18 protein-coding genes are annotated in these 19,614 nt (G+C 47.9%); 11 read left to right on the plus strand and 7 right to left on the minus strand.

The window, feature by feature from the left end; genetic code table 11:
* Positions 1–23: 23 nt before the first annotated feature.
* The 3 genes from FIU82_RS03700 to FIU82_RS03710 are packed head-to-tail and all read right to left on the minus strand — an operon-like array spanning position 24 to position 2,364.
* Complete coding sequence (locus FIU82_RS03700; RefSeq protein ID WP_022944579.1) at positions 24–659, minus strand: peptidylprolyl isomerase; 636 nt, start codon at positions 657–659, stop codon at positions 24–26.
* The gene (locus FIU82_RS03705) at positions 656–1,231 is read right to left on the minus strand and encodes a YajG family lipoprotein (protein WP_022944578.1); all 576 of its coding nucleotides are present in this window, start codon (positions 1,229–1,231) and stop codon (positions 656–658) included. The genes FIU82_RS03700 and FIU82_RS03705 overlap by 4 nt, the downstream gene beginning before the upstream one ends.
* Before the next feature lie 8 nt (positions 1,232–1,239).
* On the minus strand, positions 1,240–2,364 hold the full coding sequence (locus FIU82_RS03710; RefSeq protein WP_152440375.1) for a methyltransferase: 1,125 nt from the start codon (positions 2,362–2,364) through the stop codon (positions 1,240–1,242).
* A 59-nt stretch (positions 2,365–2,423) separates the two neighbouring features.
* Here FIU82_RS03710 and FIU82_RS03715 point away from each other — a divergent pair, with 59 nt between their 5' ends.
* The 11 genes from FIU82_RS03715 to nqrM all read left to right on the plus strand — a co-directional run bounded on the left by FIU82_RS03715 (position 2,424) and on the right by nqrM (position 12,274).
* The gene (locus tag FIU82_RS03715; RefSeq protein WP_253946340.1) at positions 2,424–3,035 is read left to right on the plus strand and encodes an alpha-ketoglutarate-dependent dioxygenase AlkB; all 612 of its coding nucleotides are present in this window, start codon (positions 2,424–2,426) and stop codon (positions 3,033–3,035) included.
* A gap of 35 nt (positions 3,036–3,070) precedes the next feature.
* The gene (locus tag FIU82_RS03720; protein ID WP_130148443.1) at positions 3,071–3,382 is read left to right on the plus strand and encodes a BolA family transcriptional regulator; all 312 of its coding nucleotides are present in this window, start codon (positions 3,071–3,073) and stop codon (positions 3,380–3,382) included.
* Between the two features lie 80 nt (positions 3,383–3,462).
* Complete coding sequence (gene fabV / locus FIU82_RS03725) at positions 3,463–4,653, plus strand: enoyl-ACP reductase FabV (RefSeq protein WP_045980501.1); 1,191 nt, start codon at positions 3,463–3,465, stop codon at positions 4,651–4,653.
* A gap of 409 nt (positions 4,654–5,062) precedes the next feature.
* Positions 5,063–6,406: a Na(+)-translocating NADH-quinone reductase subunit A gene (locus FIU82_RS03730; RefSeq protein ID WP_045980538.1), complete on the plus strand. Its 1,344-nt coding sequence runs from the start codon at positions 5,063–5,065 to the stop codon at positions 6,404–6,406.
* A gap of 1 nt (position 6,407) precedes the next feature.
* On the plus strand, positions 6,408–7,610 hold the full coding sequence (locus FIU82_RS03735; RefSeq protein WP_022944572.1) for an NADH:ubiquinone reductase (Na(+)-transporting) subunit B: 1,203 nt from the start codon (positions 6,408–6,410) through the stop codon (positions 7,608–7,610).
* Positions 7,600–8,367 carry a Na(+)-translocating NADH-quinone reductase subunit C gene (locus FIU82_RS03740; protein ID WP_022944571.1) on the plus strand — a complete coding sequence of 256 codons (768 nt, stop codon included), beginning with the start codon at positions 7,600–7,602 and terminating at the stop codon, positions 8,365–8,367. The genes FIU82_RS03735 and FIU82_RS03740 overlap by 11 nt, the downstream gene beginning before the upstream one ends.
* Complete coding sequence (locus FIU82_RS03745) at positions 8,367–8,996, plus strand: NADH:ubiquinone reductase (Na(+)-transporting) subunit D (RefSeq protein ID WP_022944570.1); 630 nt, start codon at positions 8,367–8,369, stop codon at positions 8,994–8,996. Before FIU82_RS03740 ends, FIU82_RS03745 begins: the two co-directional genes overlap by 1 nt.
* A gap of 10 nt (positions 8,997–9,006) precedes the next feature.
* Positions 9,007–9,615 carry an NADH:ubiquinone reductase (Na(+)-transporting) subunit E gene (gene nqrE, locus FIU82_RS03750; RefSeq protein WP_022944569.1) on the plus strand — a complete coding sequence of 203 codons (609 nt, stop codon included), beginning with the start codon at positions 9,007–9,009 and terminating at the stop codon, positions 9,613–9,615.
* Between the two features lie 17 nt (positions 9,616–9,632).
* The gene (gene nqrF, locus FIU82_RS03755) at positions 9,633–10,859 is read left to right on the plus strand and encodes an NADH:ubiquinone reductase (Na(+)-transporting) subunit F (RefSeq protein WP_022944568.1); all 1,227 of its coding nucleotides are present in this window, start codon (positions 9,633–9,635) and stop codon (positions 10,857–10,859) included.
* Positions 10,860–10,954: 95 nt separating this feature from the next.
* Positions 10,955–11,986 carry an FAD:protein FMN transferase gene (locus FIU82_RS03760; RefSeq protein WP_152440377.1) on the plus strand — a complete coding sequence of 344 codons (1,032 nt, stop codon included), beginning with the start codon at positions 10,955–10,957 and terminating at the stop codon, positions 11,984–11,986.
* Positions 11,987–12,061: 75 nt separating this feature from the next.
* Positions 12,062–12,274: a (Na+)-NQR maturation NqrM gene (gene nqrM, locus FIU82_RS03765; protein ID WP_022944566.1), complete on the plus strand. Its 213-nt coding sequence runs from the start codon at positions 12,062–12,064 to the stop codon at positions 12,272–12,274.
* An 86-nt stretch (positions 12,275–12,360) separates the two neighbouring features.
* Here nqrM and FIU82_RS03770 read toward each other — a convergent pair whose 3' ends face one another.
* From FIU82_RS03770 to FIU82_RS03785, 4 genes are all read right to left on the minus strand, one after another.
* Positions 12,361–15,036 carry a TonB-dependent receptor gene (locus FIU82_RS03770; protein ID WP_152440378.1) on the minus strand — a complete coding sequence of 892 codons (2,676 nt, stop codon included), beginning with the start codon at positions 15,034–15,036 and terminating at the stop codon, positions 12,361–12,363.
* A gap of 73 nt (positions 15,037–15,109) precedes the next feature.
* Positions 15,110–16,156, minus strand: a complete 1,047-nt coding sequence (locus tag FIU82_RS03775) for a FecR domain-containing protein (protein WP_253946341.1) — start codon at positions 16,154–16,156, stop codon at positions 15,110–15,112.
* Between the two features lie 2 nt (positions 16,157–16,158).
* Positions 16,159–16,725: an RNA polymerase sigma factor gene (locus tag FIU82_RS03780; RefSeq protein WP_022944563.1), complete on the minus strand. Its 567-nt coding sequence runs from the start codon at positions 16,723–16,725 to the stop codon at positions 16,159–16,161.
* 69 nt (positions 16,726–16,794) lie between these two features.
* Positions 16,795–19,542 (minus strand): family 20 glycosylhydrolase, encoded by a 2,748-nt coding sequence (locus FIU82_RS03785; RefSeq protein WP_152440379.1) that lies wholly within the window; start codon positions 19,540–19,542, stop codon positions 16,795–16,797.
* Positions 19,543–19,614: the final 72 nt, after the last annotated feature.

Here is a 19,614-nt window from a genome sequence, read left to right on the forward strand (position 1 = left end):
TGACGACCGCCCACAGCTGAAAACTAATAAGGTTGCGCTTCAAGTACTTTAATATTGAAAATGATAACCGGTTGTTTAGGAACGTAGGAATAGCCTATTTTCTCTTGGTAGTCGGTCTCGACACGCATGATTTTATCTAAAGTTTCAAACCCCTCTACGACGGAGCCAAACACCGCAAAACCCCAATCACTGCCTGGATTTAGGTGGTCATTATTATCCATGTTGAAGAAAAACTGACGCGTTGCAGAATGCGGCTTGCGGTCTTGGTAAGCCATGGCAATGGTATACATATCGTTTTCCAGGCCGCTGCCGCTTTCATTAAAAATAGGGTCATTCTCATGCAGACCGTCATAATTCTTGTCGTAGCCACCCCCTTGGATGACAAAGTCGCGGTCGTTTTCTTCGTCGCGTTCAACCCGATGAAACACCGACCCTTTATAACTGCCGTCTTGTACGTATGTCAGAAAATTATTGACCGTAATTGGTGCTCGTGAGCGGTCTAGCTCAACAACAATCTTTCCTTCACTGGTGGCGAATTCTACTCGTGGGAAGAGGTTGTCCTTTTGCACAAATTGACCTTGTACAGCCGCGAGTGTGGGCAAGCTGATAAAGAAAGTAAGGAATACGGCGGTAAGTGTGCCAAGAAAACGAGTGTTCATGATGCTCCCTTTTGCATGTAATTGTTCAGTTCAGGGTCGTTCATTATACGAATTACCAGTTGCTCAATCTGCTTATTAAGCTGCGCTTCTACTTTGGCTTGATCATAACCAAATGGGCCGCTGAACTGGCTTTGGCCATTATACATTTTATTGAATTGACTACCATTACGCTGCACGAACACTTGTAGGGCAATCTTCGCAGTGCTGTTATGATCGACGGTGTTTTGTTCAACATGAGCGTGTAAATCATGAATAGCAATACGGATATGGGTGGCTCCCATGGCGCTGACCTGAGCCCCATTGCGTTGTAAACCTTGCTCAAACACCCGCGTTAGTTTGCTATTAAGCCCTTGAGTGAGCTGCTGTTGTGAATGCTCGCCATCGCTCACTATCACCGTGGCTTTATTAGCACGCTGGTCATTCACTTGCAGTGATACTGTTTGATTAAATTGATGATATTGACCGCCTTGGTATTGTGGGTCAAGAATAGCCTCGGCTGCGCGGTTAGCGCACCCGCTCACAGTAACCAGTGCGGCGCTCAAGAGAAAAAGACGAATAACTGTGTTGCTCATGATCCTACCTATTTTTTTGCACTTAACACGACGAACTTTTTATTCGAACCCAGCAGCTTATGACCACCGAATAAACGGTTAAGTTTCTCATGGTATTGTAAATGTCGGTTGCCTACGATACGAAGCTCGCCGCCGGGGCGCAATACTTTTTTCGCGTCATTAAACATTTGCCAAGCAATATGGTCGGTAATCGCGTTTTGTTGATGAAACGGCGGGTTACATAAGATCAGGTCTTGGCTGGCAGCGGCAAACCCTGTTAAACAATCTGACTGCACAAATTGGCAACGGTGCAAATCATGTTCATGGTTTTGTTCAACATTAAGTCGTGCCGAGGCCACTGCCATGCATGATTCATCAACGAAAGTAAGGTGTGCTTGTGGGCATTGAGCCAAAGTAAGTAGACCAATGACGCCATTGCCACAACCCAAATCTACAATGCGCAGCGCTTTTTTGGACTGCGGTAGGTAGTTGCTGAAAAAGCGAGCGCCAATATCCAATGAATCGCGGGAAAATACATTAGCGTGATTATGCAGGGTGTAAGGAGTGCCTTCGAGCGACCAACTCTTAGGAAAAGGGCTTTGTTGCGCTTTATTATGCATAGAGGCGGTAATAAGTCGCGCTTTTTTCACCGCCAAGGTGGTGCTTGCTGGGCCTATGTAGCGCGATACGAGATTTATTGTTGAGGTATGAACAGCTTTAGTTTTGCCCCCTAAGATCACCGGCGTGTTTGGGCTTAATGTCTGTGATAACTGGGCCAGTTGATGTTGCAGGTAGCCACTGTTTTTAGGAATTCTGCCGATGACTAAATCATAGTCGCCCAGTTTATCCATGCTGCTAAGTGCAGTGAAATTACTTTCATCTAAGGCATTTTGCGCCAGGTTATAATGCCAAGCTTGGTGGGCCACGTACGAGTCACTGAGCGCACTAATATCAAATTGATGCAAAGCGCAGGCGAGGGCACCAAAGTCGTCATTTAATATAAGCAGCTTTTTTGCACTGGGATGATGCTCTTTGACATAATCAATTAAGTACTCGTCGGCGGCATCCCACGCCTGTAGGCTACGGTTTTTTTGCTCCAGAGGAAAGCGGTGTAGGGTGTAGTGGGTGCCACCGAGTAGGGCGGATGTTATCATAACGGTCAATGTGTAACGGATAGTAGCGCTAGTTTACCACGATGGATGGGAATTCGAAGGTGTTTAACACTGATACCGGCAACCTGTTGCCCGATGAGCTACCAGCAGACATGTTTCACTATCAGCTGCAGGCGCTGAGTGCTGATAAGGCCACCCAGCTCTATCATTATTTGCGTGATAATTTGGCTTGGCAACAGCCAAGCATACACGTTTTCGGTAAATGGCATCCTATACCTCGTTTACAGGCCTATATCGGCGATCCAGAGAGCGCGTATGAATACTCAAAGCAAGTGTTTTCGCCTATGCCTTGGCCTGAACCTTTGGCGCGCATGCGGGAGCGCCTCAATAATCAGCTAGGGTGCAAATTTAATGCGGTACTGGTTAATTATTATCGCAACGGTCTCGATAGTATGGGGTGGCATGCTGACGATGAGCCTGAGCTTGGAGCGCAGCCGACCATTGCATCGTTATCCTTAGGAGCGCTGCGTAAGTTCAAGTTACGCCATAAGCACTCGCGGGTGGTGACAGATGTGCCTTTGCGTCACGGTAGTTTGCTGATCATGAAAGGCCAAAGCCAGCAACACTTCGAGCACAGTCTACCGAAGCAGCGTAAAGTGACCCAAGGGCGCATTAACTTAACGTTTCGCCACATTGACGCTTCTTTGTTATAGTAATGCTCCAGTTTACGCTGACGAGTCAGTAATTTATGTCTATGCAAACTCAGATAGAGCAAAAACTCGCTGCTGCCATTGCGTGCAAGCATTTACATGTGGAAAACGAAAGCCATATGCACGCCCGAGGTGAAGATTCTCATTTCAAAGTCACTGTGGTCAGTGAGCAATTCAGCGGCCAACGCTTATTACAGCGCCACCGCGCGATTAATGAGGTGTTGGCCGATGAGTTGCGCGAACACATTCATGCCCTTGCGATTCATGCTTACACACCTGAAGAGTTCAGTGAGCGACAGGGGCAAGCTCCGCAGTCTCCTAATTGTTTAGGTGGCTCCAAATTCGATTAAGTAAAGTCATCAGACCTGTGTAACAGACTTTAGTCGTTACACTAGCGCTAAATTTTTCGGCAACGATATGGAATTTTATCATGGTCATTAAGCCTAAAATTCGTGGTTTTATCTGCACTAACGCTCATCCTGCGGGCTGTGCAGCGCACGTACAACAACAAATAGATTACGTAAAACGCCAAGGTGATTTAGGGCAAGGCCCTAAAAACGTCCTGGTCATTGGCTCGTCAACCGGCTATGGCTTGGCCTCACGTATTGTTTCAGCCTTTGGTCATGGCGCCAAAACATTGGGCGTGTTTTTCGAAAAGCCAGGTACAGAAAAGAAAACAGGTTCTGCGGGATGGTACAACACCGCTGCTTTTCAAAATGCAGCCGATGAAGCGGGCTTGTGGGCAAAAAATATTAATGGTGACGCCTTTTCTGATGAAATCAAAGAAAAAACGATTGATGTTATTAAAAATGAATTAGGCAAGATTGATTTAGTTATCTATTCCCTTGCTTCGCCGCGTCGTACCGACCCAAAAACCGGTGAAACCTTCTCTTCGACACTCAAGCCTATCGGTGAAGGCGTGACCACCAAGAACCTCAATACTTCAAAGCGTATTATTGATGAAGTAAGCGTTGAGGCTGCCAGTGATGAAGAAATTGCCAATACCGTGAAAGTCATGGGTGGTGAAGATTGGCAGCTGTGGATTGATGCCTTAAATGAAGCGGGCGTGCTTGCCGATAACTTCAAAACCACCGCTTACACCTACATCGGTAAAGAGCTGACCTGGCCGATTTACGGTCACGCCACAATAGGCAAAGCCAAAGAAGACTTGGACCGTGCCGTTCAGGAAATCAAAGCATCTACCGCTGATATTTCCGGTGAGGCTTATGTGAGCTCTCTTAATGCTGTGGTCACGCAAGCCAGCTCGGCAATACCGATTATGCCTTTGTATATCTCTGCGCTGTTCAAAGTGATGAAAGAAGATGGCACCTATGAGGGGACTATCGAGCAAATTACCGCGTTGTTTAAAGAGAACTTGTACGGCGAAACGCCGCGCTTTGACGAAGGCGGTCATTTATTCCAAAACTACAAAGAGCTTGAAGACGATGTGCAGCAACGAGTGCAGCATATTTGGGATCAGGTGGATACCGACAGTATTGACGAGCTAACCGATTATGTTGGTTATCATCGTGAGTTTTTACACCTGTTCGGTTTTGATCTAGACGGTGTTGACTACGAAAGTGATGTTAACCCTGAGGTTGAAATCAACAATCTCGTTTAAGTATCGCTGTTTTACATAGAAAGCCAGTCAATAGACTGGCTTTTTTGTGTTTTTACAATCTCAGGCTGTGAAATTAAGACTTTGGTCTATATTGAAGTTTATTCACTAATTTTAGCTCGGATTGCTTAGATAATTTTTACTTTTTAACTCGCATAGTCGCCGTGATTGATGTTAAAATTCGGCAGATATGTGACAAGTTCACTGCGTTGCTTTGCTCACTAACCGAAATGGGTGCTCTTTTATACCGTTTGTATTAATCGTGTGGACGACTTTTGCTTGCACAAGTGCGTAAGTGCGCACCGAGCAATAAGCGAACCGCCTTTTACGCGGCCATCACTCAACTCGGCCAACTTAGCAGCGTGGTTGGTAAGATTTTAAGTTTCTTTCCGTTAATGTAATGCAAGTGCGTATGATCAACATAAAAAAAGGTCTGGATCTACCGATAGAGGGCGCACCTCAGCAAGTTATTCACGACGGTCAACCCGTCAAACGAGTAGCCGTGCTAGGTGAAGAATATATCGGCATGCGTCCTACCATGCGAGTTCGTGTGGATGACCAAGTGAAAAAAGGCCAAGTTCTTTTTGAAGACAAAAAGAATCCTGGCGTTATCTACACTGCACCGGCCGCCGGGGTAGTTAAAGAAATCAATCGTGGTGCAAAACGTGTGCTGCAATCTGTTGTGATCGAAATCGATGGCAACGAGCAGGAAACCTTTGCAAAGTTCGACCAGGGTGAGCTCGCTAACCTTGACCGCCAAAAGGTGGTTGACCAGTTAGTTAACTCAGGTCAATGGACTGCGCTTCGCACCCGCCCATTCAGCAAAGTACCCGCTGTTGATGCCAAACCTAGCTCTATCTTTGTAACAGCGATGGACACTAATCCGCTTGCAGCTGATCCAGCTGTAATTATTGCTGAGAATGCGGAAGCATTTGAAGCTGGTTTAGCGGTTGTCTCTCGTCTTACAGAAGGCAAAGTGTTTGTGTGTAAACAAGCCGGTGCTCAAGTGCCTAGCTCTTCTGTGGCTTCTGTAGAAGTTCATGAGTTTGGCGGTAAGCACCCTGCAGGTCTTGTTGGTACTCACATTCATCACCTAGATGCAGTGTCTGCATCGAAGCAGGTATGGCACTTGGGCTACCAAGATGTGATCGCTTACGGTCATCTTTTCCTAAGTGGTGAAATTTACACTCCGCGTGTGATTTCTTTAGCCGGCCCACGTGTTAAGAACCCACGTTTGGTGAAAACACAGATCGGTGCTGCTTTGGATGAGTTAGTGTCTGGTGAACTGGAAGACGGTGACAACCGTATCATTTCAGGCTCAGTACTTTCTGGTACCAATGCAACGGGTCCACATGCGTTCCTTGGCCGTTATCACACGCAAGTGTCGGTGCTGCTAGAGGGTCGTGAGAAAGAGTTGTTCGGCTGGATTGCTCCAGGCAGCAACAAGTTCTCTGTAACGCGTACCTTCTTAGGCCACTTAGCGCCAAGCCGTTTGTTCAACATGACCACATCAACCGGTGGTTCAAAACGTGCGATGGTACCAATCGGTAACTATGAGCGCGTGATGCCGCTTGATATTTTGCCTACCTTATTACTGCGCGATTTAATCTCGCGTGACCTAGATGGGGCAATTTCACTCGGCGCGTTGGAGCTAGACGAAGAAGATTTAGCGTTGTGTACCTTCGTTTGTCCAGGTAAATACGAATACGGTTCTATCCTTCGTGACTGCCTGACAACAATCGAGAAGGAAGGCTAAAATGGGCTTGAAGAAATTTTTAGAAGATATCGAACCGCATTTTGAAGCGGGTGGTAAGCATGAAAAGTGGTACGCACTGTATGAAGCAGTTGCGACTATTTTTTATACCCCTGGCTATGTCAACAAAGGCGGTACTCACGTTCGCGATAACATCGACCTAAAACGTATTATGATTTTAGTGTGGATGGCAACGTTCCCTGCCATGTTCTTTGGCATGTTTAACATTGGCCACCAAGCGGCAGAAGCGTTAGCAAACGGTTTTGCATTGGGTGATTCTTGGCAAGTAGGATTGTTCCAACTGTTAGGCGGTGAGCTCACTGCTGATTCAGGCTGGGGCGCGAAAATGTTCTACGGTGCCTGTTTCTTCCTGCCAATCTATGCCGTTACCTTTGGTGTCGGTGGCTTCTGGGAAGTGCTATTCGCGTCAATACGTAAGCACGAAGTAAACGAAGGTTTCTTCGTTACCTCTGTGCTATTTGCATTGATCCTGCCTGCAACCATTCCCCTTTGGCAAGTTGCCCTAGGTATTACCTTCGGTGTGGTTATCGCCAAAGAGGTATTCGGTGGTACAGGTCGTAACTTCTTGAACCCTGCGCTTGCTGGCCGTGCGTTCCTGTTCTTCGCCTATCCGGCGCAGATTTCAGGTGACACAGTGTGGACAGCTGTTGATGGTTTCTCTGGCGCGACTTACCTAGGCCAAGCGGCAACAGGTGCGCTTGATTATGCCAACATGGAGCTATGGTGGAATGCGTTTTACGGTTTCATTCAAGGTTCTATGGGTGAAACATCAACCCTAGCAATCTTATTAGGTGGTTTGTTCCTAATCTATGTGCGTATTGCTTCTTGGCGTATCGTGCTAGGTACCTTCTTGGGTATGGTAGTCACTGCAACGCTGCTTAACTTTATCGGTTCAGACACCAACACCGCGTTTGCAATGCCTTGGCACTGGCACTTAGTCCTTGGTGGCTTTGCGTTTGGTATGTTCTTTATGGCAACCGACCCGGTATCAGCGTCATTTACCGATAGAGGTAAGTGGGCCTATGGTGCACTGATTGGTTTTATGGTGGTGATGATCCGCGTGGTTAACCCGGCATACCCTGAAGGCATGATGCTCGCTATCTTGTTTGCAAACCTATTTGCACCGCTATTCGACCACTTCGTAGCGCAGTCAAACATCAAGAGGAGATTGGCACGTGTCCAGTAATAACGAATCAATCGGTAAAACGCTCGGTGTAGTTGTTTCGCTATGTTTGGTGTGTGCGGTTATCGTATCGTTCGCATCGGTGCAATTGCGCCCGCTGCAGCAAGAAAATAAATTAAAGGATATTCAAAGCAATATTCTTTCAGCCGCTGGATTTAATGATGTCAAAGACGTGCAAGCTACGTATGACGAAAACATTGAAACCATCGTTGTTGATGTTAATAACGGCCAACAAGTTGAGTTTGACTCTGAGCAAGCTCGCAGCGAGTGGATCAAATCTTACGACTTTGAGAAGAGTAAGTTTGACGCCGATATGAGCATTAAGTTGCCAAAAGAGCAAGACAAAGCGGGCATTCAACGTCGTACTACTGAAGCACCGGTTTACATTAACCGTGCCGACGACGGCTCAGTGAAGTCAATCATTCTACCAATCCAAGGTTATGGCCTTTGGGGTGTTATGTATGGCTTCTTAGCTCTTGAAAGTGATGGCGAAACTGTTAAAAACATCATCTTCTACAAGCACAACGAAACCCCAGGTCTAGGTGGTGAAATCCAAAACCCAGCTTGGACGGCTCAGTGGCAAGGCAAAGAGCTGCCGGTAGACTTAGTGAAAAGCGGTGCTGACAACGAGCACGAAGTAGACGGTCTCTCTGGCGCAACCCTGACCTCAAACGGTGTTGATAACACGGTTGATTATTGGACAGGTGAAAACGGCTTTGGTCCTTTCCTTGCGAAAGTACGTGAAGGAGCGTTGAAATAATGGCTGATACTAAAGAAATGAAGTCGGTTCTATTTGGACCAGTCTTCGCAAATAACCCTATCGCTCTGCAAGTACTCGGTATTTGTTCGGCGCTAGCAGTAACATCAAGCTTGAAAAATGCATTGATCATGTCAATTGCATTGACCCTAGTAACGGGCTTCTCAAGTTTGTTTATCTCTATGATTCGTAACCAGATCCCATCAAGTGTGCGGATCATCGTACAGATGACCATCATTGCCTCATTGGTAATCGTGGTGGACCAGGTACTGCAAGCCTTCTCGTATGCAACAGCGAAAGAACTGTCGGTATTCGTTGGTTTGATTATCACCAACTGTATCGTAATGGGTCGTGCTGAAGCGTACGCGATGAAGTCACCGCCGTTTATGTCTTTCCTAGACGGTATTGGTAATGGCTTAGGCTACTCAGTAGTACTACTGACTGTTGGTTTCATTCGTGAGCTATTCGGTAAAGGGTCGCTGTTCGACGTAGAAATCATCCCATTAGTACAAGACGGTGGCTGGTATCAGCCTATGGGTCTATTGATCCTGCCGCCTAGTGCATTCTTCATCATCGGTCTATTCATTTGGGTGCTACGCACTTATAAGAAAGACCAAGTAGAAGCGAAATAAGGGGCGAGTCGTGGAACAATATCTTAACTTATTTGTTAAAGCGGTTTTCATTGAAAACCTGGCGCTTGCCTTCTTCTTGGGGATGTGTACTTTCCTTGCGGTATCAAAGAAAGTAAAAACTTCAATTGGTCTAGGTGTAGCGGTTATCTTCGTACTGGGTATTGCCGTACCGGTGAATAACTTAGTTTATCACGCGGTATTAGCGCCGGGCGCACTGGAGTGGTTGGGTTTCCCTGACGCTGATTTAAGCTTCTTGCGCTTTTTGACGTTCATCGGTGTTATTGCTGCCCTAGTACAAATCCTAGAAATGGCATTGGATAAGTTCTTCCCACCGCTTTATAACGCGTTGGGCATCTTCCTACCATTGATCACGGTAAACTGTGCGATTTTCGGTGCGGTATCGTTCATGGTAGAGCGTAATTACAACTTCGGTGAGTCAGTGGTCTTTGGCCTTGGTTCTGGTGTAGGTTGGGCGCTGGCAATCACGTTGCTAGCGGGTATTCGCGAGAAGATGAAGTACTCAGACGTTCCTGATGGTTTGCGTGGTTTAGGTATCACCTTTATCACAGTAGGCCTGATGGGTCTGGGCTTTATGTCATTCTCTGGTATTTCACTATAAGGTAGCGAGGAGAAATCATGCTTGAGGTATATTTAGGCGTAGGTGTATTCGTCGCTATCGTGGTTATGCTGGTTTTGGTCATCATAGCGGCCAAGTCAAAGCTAGTACCCACAGGTGACGTCACCATCGGGATCAATGGTGATCCTGACAAAGCAATTACAACATCACCAGGTAGCAAGCTACTGGGTGCCCTAGCAGATGCAGGTATTTTCGTATCTTCTGCATGTGGTGGCGGTGGCTCATGTGGCCAGTGTCGTGTTGATGTTAAAGAGGGCGGTGGTGATATCCTGCCGACCGAACTTGACCACATCTCTAAAGGTGAAGCACGTCAGGGCTGTCGTCTTGCGTGTCAGGTTGCTGTTAAAAGCGACATGGAGATTGAGCTAGAAGAGTCTATCTTCGGGATCAAGAAGTGGGATTGTGAAGTTATCTCTAACGATAACAAAGCAACCTTCATCAAAGAGCTTAAGCTTAAGATCCCAGACGGTGAGGTTGTACCTTTCCGCGCCGGTGGTTATATTCAAATTGAAGCACCTGCTCACCACGTTAAATACAAGGACTTTGATATTCCTGAAGAGTATCGTCCTGACTGGGAGCGTTTCGGCTTCTTTGACCTAGAGTCAAAAGTAGACGAAGAAACTATTCGTGCTTACTCAATGGCGAACTACCCAGAAGAGTACGGCATCATCATGTTGAACGTGCGTATTGCTACGCCGCCGCCAAACAACCTAAGCCTACCTTGCGGTAAGATGTCATCGTACATCTGGTCGCTTAAAGAAGGCGATAAGGTGACAATTTCTGGTCCATTTGGTGAATTCTTCGCTAAAGAAACCGACGCAGAAATGGTCTTTGTCGGTGGTGGTGCAGGTATGGCACCGATGCGTTCACACATCTTCGACCAGCTGAAGCGTTTGAACTCAGATCGTAAGATGAGCTTCTGGTACGGTGCACGCTCTAAGCGTGAGATGTTCTACGTTGAAGACTTTGACGGTCTAGCTGCAGAAAACGATAACTTCGTGTGGCACGTGGCGCTTTCTGATCCTCAGCCAGAGGACAACTGGGAAGGCTATACTGGCTTTATCCACAACGTATTGTACGATAACTATCTTAAGGACCATGAAGCGCCTGAAGACTGTGAGTACTACATGTGTGGGCCACCGATGATGAACGCAGCCGTAATCAACATGCTAAAAGACTTAGGTGTTGAAGACGAAAATATCCTATTGGATGACTTCGGCGGCTAAACGAATGTCACGCATTCGTCATTGATTTATAAAAGGCTTCCTAACCCAGTTAGGAAGCCTTTTTTCGTTTACTGTTCACCAACTTGAGGCTAGCAATGTTACGCAGCGTAAAAGCCGTATTTGGCTTGTTATTCATCCTTTCTTTATTTGCCTTATCGGGGTGTGATAACGCCCCGGAATCTGACCAACAAGAGGTGTTGTTACAAGGGAAAACAATGGGTACCACTTTTAATATTAAGGTGTTTGTGCCACAGCAACAGTTACCTCAACTTAATTTATACGCTGATGTTACTGAGGAGCTTAAAAAAGTGAATCAGTCGATGTCGACGTACATTGAAGACTCCGAGATTAATCAATTTAATCGCTTGCCTGCAGGTGAAGTGATGCCCATCAGCAGCGATTTTCGCGCTGTGGTGAGCGAGTCAATTCGTCTTGGACAATCAACCAAGGCGCTGGATGTGACCATGGGGCCGCTTATTGATCTTTGGGGATTCGGCCCCGATAAGCGACCCACACAGCGCCCAGAGCAAGCTGAGCTCGATGCCATGCTGGCGAATATTGGCGTTGATAAACTGGTCTTGAGCGAGCAAGGCTTGGCTAAAACCGTGGATGGTTTAGAGCTGAGTTTTTCTGCTACCGCAAAAGGCTATGGTATTGATAAGGTTGCTGAATTATTGCAAAGCCATGGACTCACCAATTACATGGTAGAGATTGGTGGTGAGATGCGTATCTCCGGGCACAAGCCCGATAACAAGCCGTGGCGCATTGCTATTGAGCAGCCCGATGCACCGCCGGGGCAGCGCAAAATTCACCGTGTAGTTGAGCCAGGTAGTATGGGCGTTGCCACTTCGGGAGACTATCGTATTTTCTATGAAATGGATGGCGAAATCTATACCCATTTAATTGACCCGCAAACGGGCATGCCAATTAAACATGATTTGGTTTCGGTAACGGTATTGCACCCTAGCGCCATGACTGCAGATGGCCTAGCAACGGCACTGACCGTTATGGGCACAGAGCAGGCCAAAGCCTATGCTGAGCAGCATAATTTACCTGTGTACTTGATCAGCAAGACTGACAGTGGTTTGCAAACCCATGCAAGCACAGCTTTTAAGCCATATTTGTAGTTAGTTTTTGCTCGGCGTATAATAGCGGGTAAGGCGTTTTGCGCCTTAACTTGTCAACTTAAAGGGGCACAGACAATGCAACTATTTCTTCTTACATTTGGCCTACTCGTCTTAGTCGTCGCGGCGATGGCCGTTGGCGTTATTGTACAACGTAAAGCCATGGCCAGTAGTTGCGGAGGTCTTGGCTCTGTCGGCATCGACAAAGCCTGTGACTGTGACGACCCGTGTGACAAACGTAAAAAACGTATGGCCAAAGAGCAAGCCTGGAAAGAGAACCAAATTATCTAAACGAGTGTTCTTTTATAATGGCCAAAAAGCGAGCTTATTAGCTCGCTTTTTTGTTGCTCTAGCAACCCCAAGTGTCGTGGCTCACCTCAAAACTCATAACTCATCGACAGTGTGATTGTGCGGCCAAAAATGGGTCTGGCGTAAAATAGCGCTTCTTGATGGCTTAAATCATCGCGGGGGTTGCCCTCGGTAAGGCCTAGCGTGTTGGTTAGGTTTTTAATCTCTAATTGCACCTTTAGGTGCTCATTCAGAGCGACTTCTGAAAACAGATCCCAAGTATGATAAGCAGGCAGAGCAAAACGGTTGGCGACATCAGAATAGCGCTCGCCAATGTACGAAAAGGTCAGTGCAGCGGTGATAGGCCCTTGACTATACTGAGGGGTTAGTCGCAGTTGTAACTCTGGCGTTCGGGTAATTTGATTGCCGTTAAATTGGCTTTGCGGCAAAGATGCAGGAATGCCGTAAAAGCCTGCATCCTGCCACACCCCAATCGCTTTTAACTGCCAGCTCGCGTTGTAGCGGTATTCATATTCAAATTCGACCCCGGTTGTTTGCGTGTTGATTAAAATGGCGTGCTGCGGGCTCGTTGCACCGCGATACACGGTGAATGGCAGTGGATCAAAATGAGTAGTAAATAACGCGCCACTGAAGTGTGAGTGGGCTGTTTGGTATCGCAAACCTACCTCACTAAGCGTGAGACGAATAGGTTTGCCGTAATCAACTTCGCCGCGCTGATGAGCATTGCCAGCCCAGCCTAGGGCATTGCCGAAATTAATAAGCCGTGGCATTTCAAATGCATCGGCATAACGGGCAAACACAGCCATATGCTCCGCAGCCTGATAGTTCACCCCCACACTAATGGCATTGTCACTAAAGTGCTGACGCAAAGAGGTGCTGGGTGCGTAATGCGAGTAAAAAAGTTGGCCGTTATCAGCTTGAGAGCGCTGGCCTTGGGCGCTGGTGCTGTCAAGTGTTAGGTGTTCGTGGCGTATCGCCGCATCAAGGCGTAGCTGCTCGGTGATGCGCCAGTCAATATTGGTGTATAAGGAGTGTGATTGCGACTCCCCATGACCTTTTAAATAAACCGGCCCCGCATGCGATAAAAAGCCACTGTCGGTGAATTTATCTACAACCTGGTTATGCTCATCAATAAGCACTATATCTAGGCGCTGAGGCTGGTGTTGCACATCAGTTAGCAGCTCTCCGAGCCACTGATCTAAGGGTAGGGCGCCATAATCGCTATGGGCATAGAGATGACCCAGCGTCACAGCCCAGTCCGTGTCTTGGTAACTAAGGCTGAGGTGATTGATTAATTGTGTTTGTTGGTAACGTGAGTACAGTGGAAAGGTTGCAGTAACAAGGCCATTGTTATTAAGCGTTGAAGGGTCGGCGATTAGGCTGCCATCGCTGACCCGTTGATAGGCCAAGCTTAAGGTGTCATCTGCGGCGTTATCCTTGAACTGACTGACATCGGCCAAGGTTAAACGCTGCTCAGCACTATTAATCGTTTGGTTGCCTAAATTCATTAAGGTGTACAGGCTATTATTGAGCTTCGCATAACGAGTGCGGTTGTCGATGGCTAGGTGTGTTGATAGCGGTGCATTAAACAGCACGGTGTAGCTGTTCATACGCGTTTGCTGCGCATCCTCTAAATCATGGGTTGTTGTCCCTTCGGGGGTAGAAAAGTTCAGTAATTGCATATCCTTACTGAGTAGGGTGCCGTAGTCATGAGGCAGGCTCGATAAGGCCTCAATCCCTTGGTGATTTTGCATCACCAAGGGAGCGTAAAAACTGGTATTGTCTTGCAAGTGTTTGTAAATAACATCGAGCTCAAAGGCATCGGTCCGCAAACTTAGGCGGGCGCTTAACTGCCCGCCTAAGTCACTGATAAACCCCGGTTCGCGAATGCCATCAGAGAAGCGGTAAAAGCCACCTACAGTATAAAATAATTGCTCGTTGATGGGGCCACTGGCAACCCCATCCAGACGCGAGTAGTCATAATTTAGACCCTGGCTGAGTTTGAGCAGTTGCAACGGCGTGTGTGAGCCGCGTCGGCCAATATAGTTAACCATCGCTGCTGGCCCATTCAGGGTGAAGATCCCACTACTGCCACCGCGCACTGCTTCGATTCGTTGATGGGTTAAGTCTGGACGTAAAAAAAAGTCACTCCATATGCCGTCGTAGGTCATGGGCAGACCATCTTCCATCAAGCTAATAAAGCGGAACCCTTCGCCGCCCCTGAGCCCTCGTGGCGAAACATTGTTATTGGTTTCGCCGCCTGAGTCCTCGACCCAAAATCCGGTGACGTTTTTGAGCACTTCAGCACTGGAGTACGGCGTGCGTTGCCTCAGTTCTAAATTAGATAACTGGGTAATGGCGATGGATGAATTGAGTATATTGCGGCGCTGACCGCTGACGCCGGTGACAATAATGCGTTCAAAATCGCCTTTGGGTGTTGCTTCATTTGCCGCAGTAATAACAATACGGCGCTCGCCCACGTCCAAGGCATAGTCATAGTGCGTGTCACGGAGACTGAGGTTTAAAACATGCTCTAGGCTGTATCGTCCATTAAGGGCCGCTAGGGGGGGCGATTGCTCAATTGCTGCGGCATTAAGCTGCCAGTTGCTCTGCGCAGCAATATCGAGCAAGCGCTGCTGCAGTGTCGCTTCAGGCAGCGCAAACGAATGTTCGCTTTGGGCATAAGTACAGCTACTAAATAATATTAACCATGGCAGAGCGATGGTTAATAACCTTAATAACATGGCGGGTTCAGCTTTATTTTTATTGTTTGAATTTTGTACCACACTTTGGCTGTGGTCACTATGCCACTTTTAGCTAATTCGCCACCAAGGTCACTTTATCACCGCTGCGCAATACCTTAACGGGGTATAGCTGTTGCAGACTAGTCAGCCACGCTTCGATTTCAGTCGTTAAAAAAGTGCCTGTATACACTAAGTGCTTTAACTTTTCGTCGTTGATTGTGATGTCCATTTGGCTATAGCGGGCGACATCATGAAGTACATCACCTAAGCGAGCATTATGATAAATTAAATGACCCTGTTGCCAAGCCATTTGGGTGCCTTTTCCCTGTGCCTGGCTGCGAGTAATATTACCATCAGTGGCCACTTCTGCGGCTTGCCCTGCCGTTAATTCAATGGCGTTTTGTTGCGCCACGGCAACTCGCCCTTCTAATACATCAACACGCACTGAGTCAGGGTTGGCGCGGACGTTAAAAATAGTGCCTAACGCCTCTACCTGGCTTTGCTGATAGCGTACGATAAATGGTCGCGTCGGGTCCTTGCTGACATTGAACAGCGCTTCCCCTTGATATAGCAATAGCTCTCTCGTGCCATCGCTATAACGCACGGCAAGCTGGGTGTTGGCACCTAAGGTGACCTGCGAATTATCATCCAAGGTCACGGTTTTATGCTCGCTCACCCGGGTGTGGAAAAATTCGCTGTACACCTTGCTACTGGGTATGGCGGGACTGTTAACGAGTTGTCGTGGCGCCGGTGAGCTGGGCGGCCACAGCATCAGGGTGCTCACAAGTAAAAAGGACGCCGCTAAGGCTGCGTACCAAAGCGCTGCTGGTTTTTTTGGCTTGCGCTTGGTTGCGGGCTCGGCGTTAAGGTGAGCAAGCTGACTGTCAACAAACGCTGGGTCGAGTTGTGCCGACAATGCCCACAGTTTACTTACCTTAGTAAAGGTTTCACGGTGGCGGGCACTTTGGGCGAGCCACAGGGTAAGCGCCTCAGGGTATTGGCTGTCGTTGTCATGATCCAGTTGCTGCTCATGGAGCGTCAGTAGCCACTGGGTGGCTTGTTGCTCGATGACAGTTTCATCATCACCGGGAAGGGTCATATCAATATCCTTTCTGCTCATGCTTAAAGCTCATGCTCAAGTTGTTGGTAGCAATGACGAACTGCACGTAGAACGTATTTTCTCACCATACTGGTCGATATTTGCAGGGTCAACGCGATCTCCTCATAGCTTTGCCCGCGCATCTTATATAACAAAAAGGCCAAGCGGCACTTGTCTGGAAGGCTCGCGAGGGCTTTTTCCATTTCTTTGAGTAATTCGTGATTATGATGGTTTTGCTCCGGCCCCGTTGGCGCACACAGCTTAGGTAATTCATCACTGTCACTAACATAGTGATCAAAGGGGCTGCGAGCCTTACGCCTGAGCTTATCAATGGCCAGGTTAGTGGCTATTTTATATAGGTAAGCGGCTATATAGCTGCTTACCTTCTCTTGCTCTAGGCCCAGCAGCTTAACAAAAGCTTCTTGGGCAATGTCTTCGGCTTCACGCTTATCCAGCCCCTTGGCCATAATGTGGCGGATGAGTTTGCGTTGCTGCTTTAAAAAAAGCTGCTCTACTTGCTGGCGTCTATCTGATTCATAATTGCTTTCGCTGTTCGCCGCTTTGCGCTTAAACGATAATAAAGATGGCATGGGTACGCATCCTGCTATTCCTTTTATTTAGCGTACGGCGAGCCTTAAGTGCAGGCCCGCCGCCTTGATTTACTCAGACAACGTGGCCACTCGACTCACTCGTCCAGAGTCACTCACAGTGCGTAATTGTACTGACGCCGAGGTGGTAAGTGGGACTGGCTGTTGGTAGTGATGCCAGGTCGCACCTTGATCTAAGGAGTACTCGGTATTCATCCCTGCAAAGCGAGTATTGACCACCAGCTGACCGTTTTCGATGGCGCCACCGGGCAAGGGGATGCGGTAGTTTACGCCAGGCTGATGGGGTATTTGACCATGAATGTCGACCACTTGGTAATAGTCTAATAGTGGTAGAGCGTGCTGCCCCAGGGTGTTCGCAAAAGTGTCCCAGGCCTGCTGTGTTGCTAAGCCTTCAGCGGGCATGGTTTGTACCCAAGCGCGCTCGGCGGCTCCGAGTAACTTCGGAAAGGTCATGTAATCAAGGATCTCAGGGGATTTTTGATTTTCACCAAAAAGTTGCGCCTGAATGCCATCAATGTTTTGCTTACCCGTGGCGCTCAATGGCAGCCAATTTTCTCCCCAGGGGACCGGGTTGCCGAGCTTATCAGACTCGGCATTGGCATAGATATTAAAAGGGCGATAAGTAAAGGTCTTTTTGGTATCCGTATAGCCCGCCCAATGATAACCCACCTCGTCCGGGTGCTTATTGTAGGCTAAATCGAGATACATATTCGTGGCATGCGCGAGCACCACTTTATAACCTTGATTGGCAAATTTATAGGCTTGATGCTCATTGCCCCAGCCCCAAACGTTATTCCAGAACACCGGGTATATGTCGCCATAATCGACGTTGCCGGTGCCGTTATGAGAAAGCACATCGCCCCAGGTAGCCATATCAAAGCCATGGCTATTAATGATGTCTTTCCAGCGCGTGAAAAAGTAGTCAAATAGTTCGGCGTCGGTTTTCCCTGCTGTTGCTGGGTTCGCCTGCACGGCCGGGGATTTGGCCCACCATTCATTTGCGCCTAAATGCGGCAGCTCATCGCCACCGCCGTGTAAGCGTGTGCGCTTAGCATCGGGCACCGCATCGTACATAGCGCGAGTCTCTCTGACCACATGGTTGAGAAATGTGAAGGTGCCCTCCAGCGCTGGGTTGACAAAATTGTCGGTGTAAAACTGCGGAGTGTAGTACTGAGACTCATCGAGTGGGTCAATCAATCGGTATTGATTGGCGGCAACCGGATCGGTGTCTTTGTATTTGTTATATCTGTATTCCATGGCTTTGATGGCGGCGCGGGCATGGGCGGGGAAGTCATACTCAATAATGACATCAATATGGCGGTCTGCCGCGTATTGTAGAATCTCTTGAAACTCTGCAACGCTATAATAACCCCAGCCTTTACCAAGGAAGTTTTGCTGAGCGATTTCAAACCCTTGGAACTGTGGCTCGGTGCCTAAGTTAGCCGCGACTTTATCGGCTGGTTTGTTGTCGATGCCGTCACCGGGCGCAAATTCATTGGCTGCGCCCATAAAGGTATGCAACATCGTGGTTTCTTCAAGGTCGTGCCCGCGCTTGGCACCAAACTCAGTGAGCTCGGGCAGCCCAGGTATTTCTAAGCGCCATCCCTCGTCATTAGCAACATTAATCTCAAACTTATTGAGCTTATAAAACGCCATTAAATCCAATAGTTTAAAAACAGTTTCAAGTGATTGAAAGTTACGCGAGACATCGAGCATCATGCCTCGATAAGCAAAGCGAGGGGCATCCAAAATGGTGCTTGCTGGCAGCACTGCATTATCAGCCAAGGTATTTGAATTAACAGCATTTTTATATACGGATGTGGGAATTAATTGACGCAAAGTTTGGATGGCGTAAAACACCCCTTGAGCATCGCGACCGGTGATAGTAATACCGGAAAATGCATCTATCTCAAGGTGATAACCGCCGGCATCCGGTTGGCCATCGTTGTTGGTATCGAGCTGAGCATCTAGTTGCAAAGTGATATGGTTTGGGCCATTTTGCGCAGCGCCATTAATGGCAAAAGAGCCACTGAGAATGTCGCCGAGCGCCGTTTGTAAATAGGCCGCTTCCGTGGCCAAGGCGGAGGGCGCCGAGATGCCGGTTAATTGGCTCATTAGGGTGAGAAACTCATCGTTTTTATGCTCGACTGAATAAGGCTGTGGCACTAACTGATGTTGCAAGGCTAAGGGAGAGAGCGCTGTGGTGTTCTCTGTAAATCGCAGTGCCGTGGTTTGCACTGGCATGGTGTCATTGCTGGCTTGAGTGGTTTGCTTCGGATCGCTGGGGTCCATGGTGACATTCACCAGCACAGCCAGAGGCGTTTGTCCGTCATAACTGATATGAAAGCCAGAAGGCGAGTCGTTTTTAAGCATTTGCCAGTACTGAGCGATTATCTCTATCTCTCGCGACTGCCCTGGTTGTATGGGCTCAAAGCCAGGTTGCGGCTTTAACACAAAGTAATCGCCGCTTTTGGCGACATCGGCATTATCCAAACTGAGGTTTTGCGCTGCTATATGCTGACGCGCATAATCGCCATTAGCATCACCGCTTGGTAACACACTGGCTGGGGGGCGCACTGAGCTGAAATACAGTGCCCATCCAGACTCTGAAAGTGGCTCCGTGCCGTTATTAGTAATGGTTAAACTGCCAAGAAAGATATTCTCGCCAATTCCGTGATCGACCACTTGCCAGTGTAAATCGAGGTTATCAGGATGGGGCTGAGCAACGGCTAACTGGCTCGCGCTCAATAAGCTCAAGCCTGCCAATGCGAGTGTGAATGTAGATAGTTTTGCAACCATGAGGGCTCCTAAGACGTTGTTATTGTGTAGTGAGAGCGAGTACCGCAAGTGGCTCTAGTGCTATAAACGTCT

This window comes from Pseudoalteromonas sp. THAF3 (genome assembly GCF_009363775.1).
Taxonomy (GTDB): domain Bacteria; phylum Pseudomonadota; class Gammaproteobacteria; order Enterobacterales; family Alteromonadaceae; genus Pseudoalteromonas; species Pseudoalteromonas ruthenica.

Coding starts and splice junctions, on each gene's coding strand:
- FIU82_RS03700 (WP_022944579.1), bottom strand. CDS start 659: ATGAACACTCGTTTTCTTGGCACACTTACCGCCGTATTCCTTACTTTC.
- FIU82_RS03705 (WP_022944578.1), bottom strand. CDS start 1,231: ATGAGCAACACAGTTATTCGTCTTTTTCTCTTGAGCGCCGCACTGGTT.
- FIU82_RS03710 (WP_152440375.1), bottom strand. CDS start 2,364: ATGATAACATCCGCCCTACTCGGTGGCACCCACTACACCCTACACCGC.
- FIU82_RS03720 (WP_130148443.1), top strand. CDS start 3,071: ATGTCTATGCAAACTCAGATAGAGCAAAAACTCGCTGCTGCCATTGCG.
- fabV (WP_045980501.1), top strand. CDS start 3,463: ATGGTCATTAAGCCTAAAATTCGTGGTTTTATCTGCACTAACGCTCAT.
- FIU82_RS03730 (WP_045980538.1), top strand. CDS start 5,063: ATGATCAACATAAAAAAAGGTCTGGATCTACCGATAGAGGGCGCACCT.
- FIU82_RS03735 (WP_022944572.1), top strand. CDS start 6,408: ATGGGCTTGAAGAAATTTTTAGAAGATATCGAACCGCATTTTGAAGCG.
- FIU82_RS03745 (WP_022944570.1), top strand. CDS start 8,367: ATGGCTGATACTAAAGAAATGAAGTCGGTTCTATTTGGACCAGTCTTC.
- nqrF (WP_022944568.1), top strand. CDS start 9,633: ATGCTTGAGGTATATTTAGGCGTAGGTGTATTCGTCGCTATCGTGGTT.
- FIU82_RS03760 (WP_152440377.1), top strand. CDS start 10,955: ATGTTACGCAGCGTAAAAGCCGTATTTGGCTTGTTATTCATCCTTTCT.
- nqrM (WP_022944566.1), top strand. CDS start 12,062: ATGCAACTATTTCTTCTTACATTTGGCCTACTCGTCTTAGTCGTCGCG.
- FIU82_RS03770 (WP_152440378.1), bottom strand. CDS start 15,036: ATGTTATTAAGGTTATTAACCATCGCTCTGCCATGGTTAATATTATTT.
- FIU82_RS03775 (WP_253946341.1), bottom strand. CDS start 16,156: ATGAGCAGAAAGGATATTGATATGACCCTTCCCGGTGATGATGAAACT.
- FIU82_RS03780 (WP_022944563.1), bottom strand. CDS start 16,725: ATGCCATCTTTATTATCGTTTAAGCGCAAAGCGGCGAACAGCGAAAGC.
- FIU82_RS03785 (WP_152440379.1), bottom strand. CDS start 19,542: ATGGTTGCAAAACTATCTACATTCACACTCGCATTGGCAGGCTTGAGC.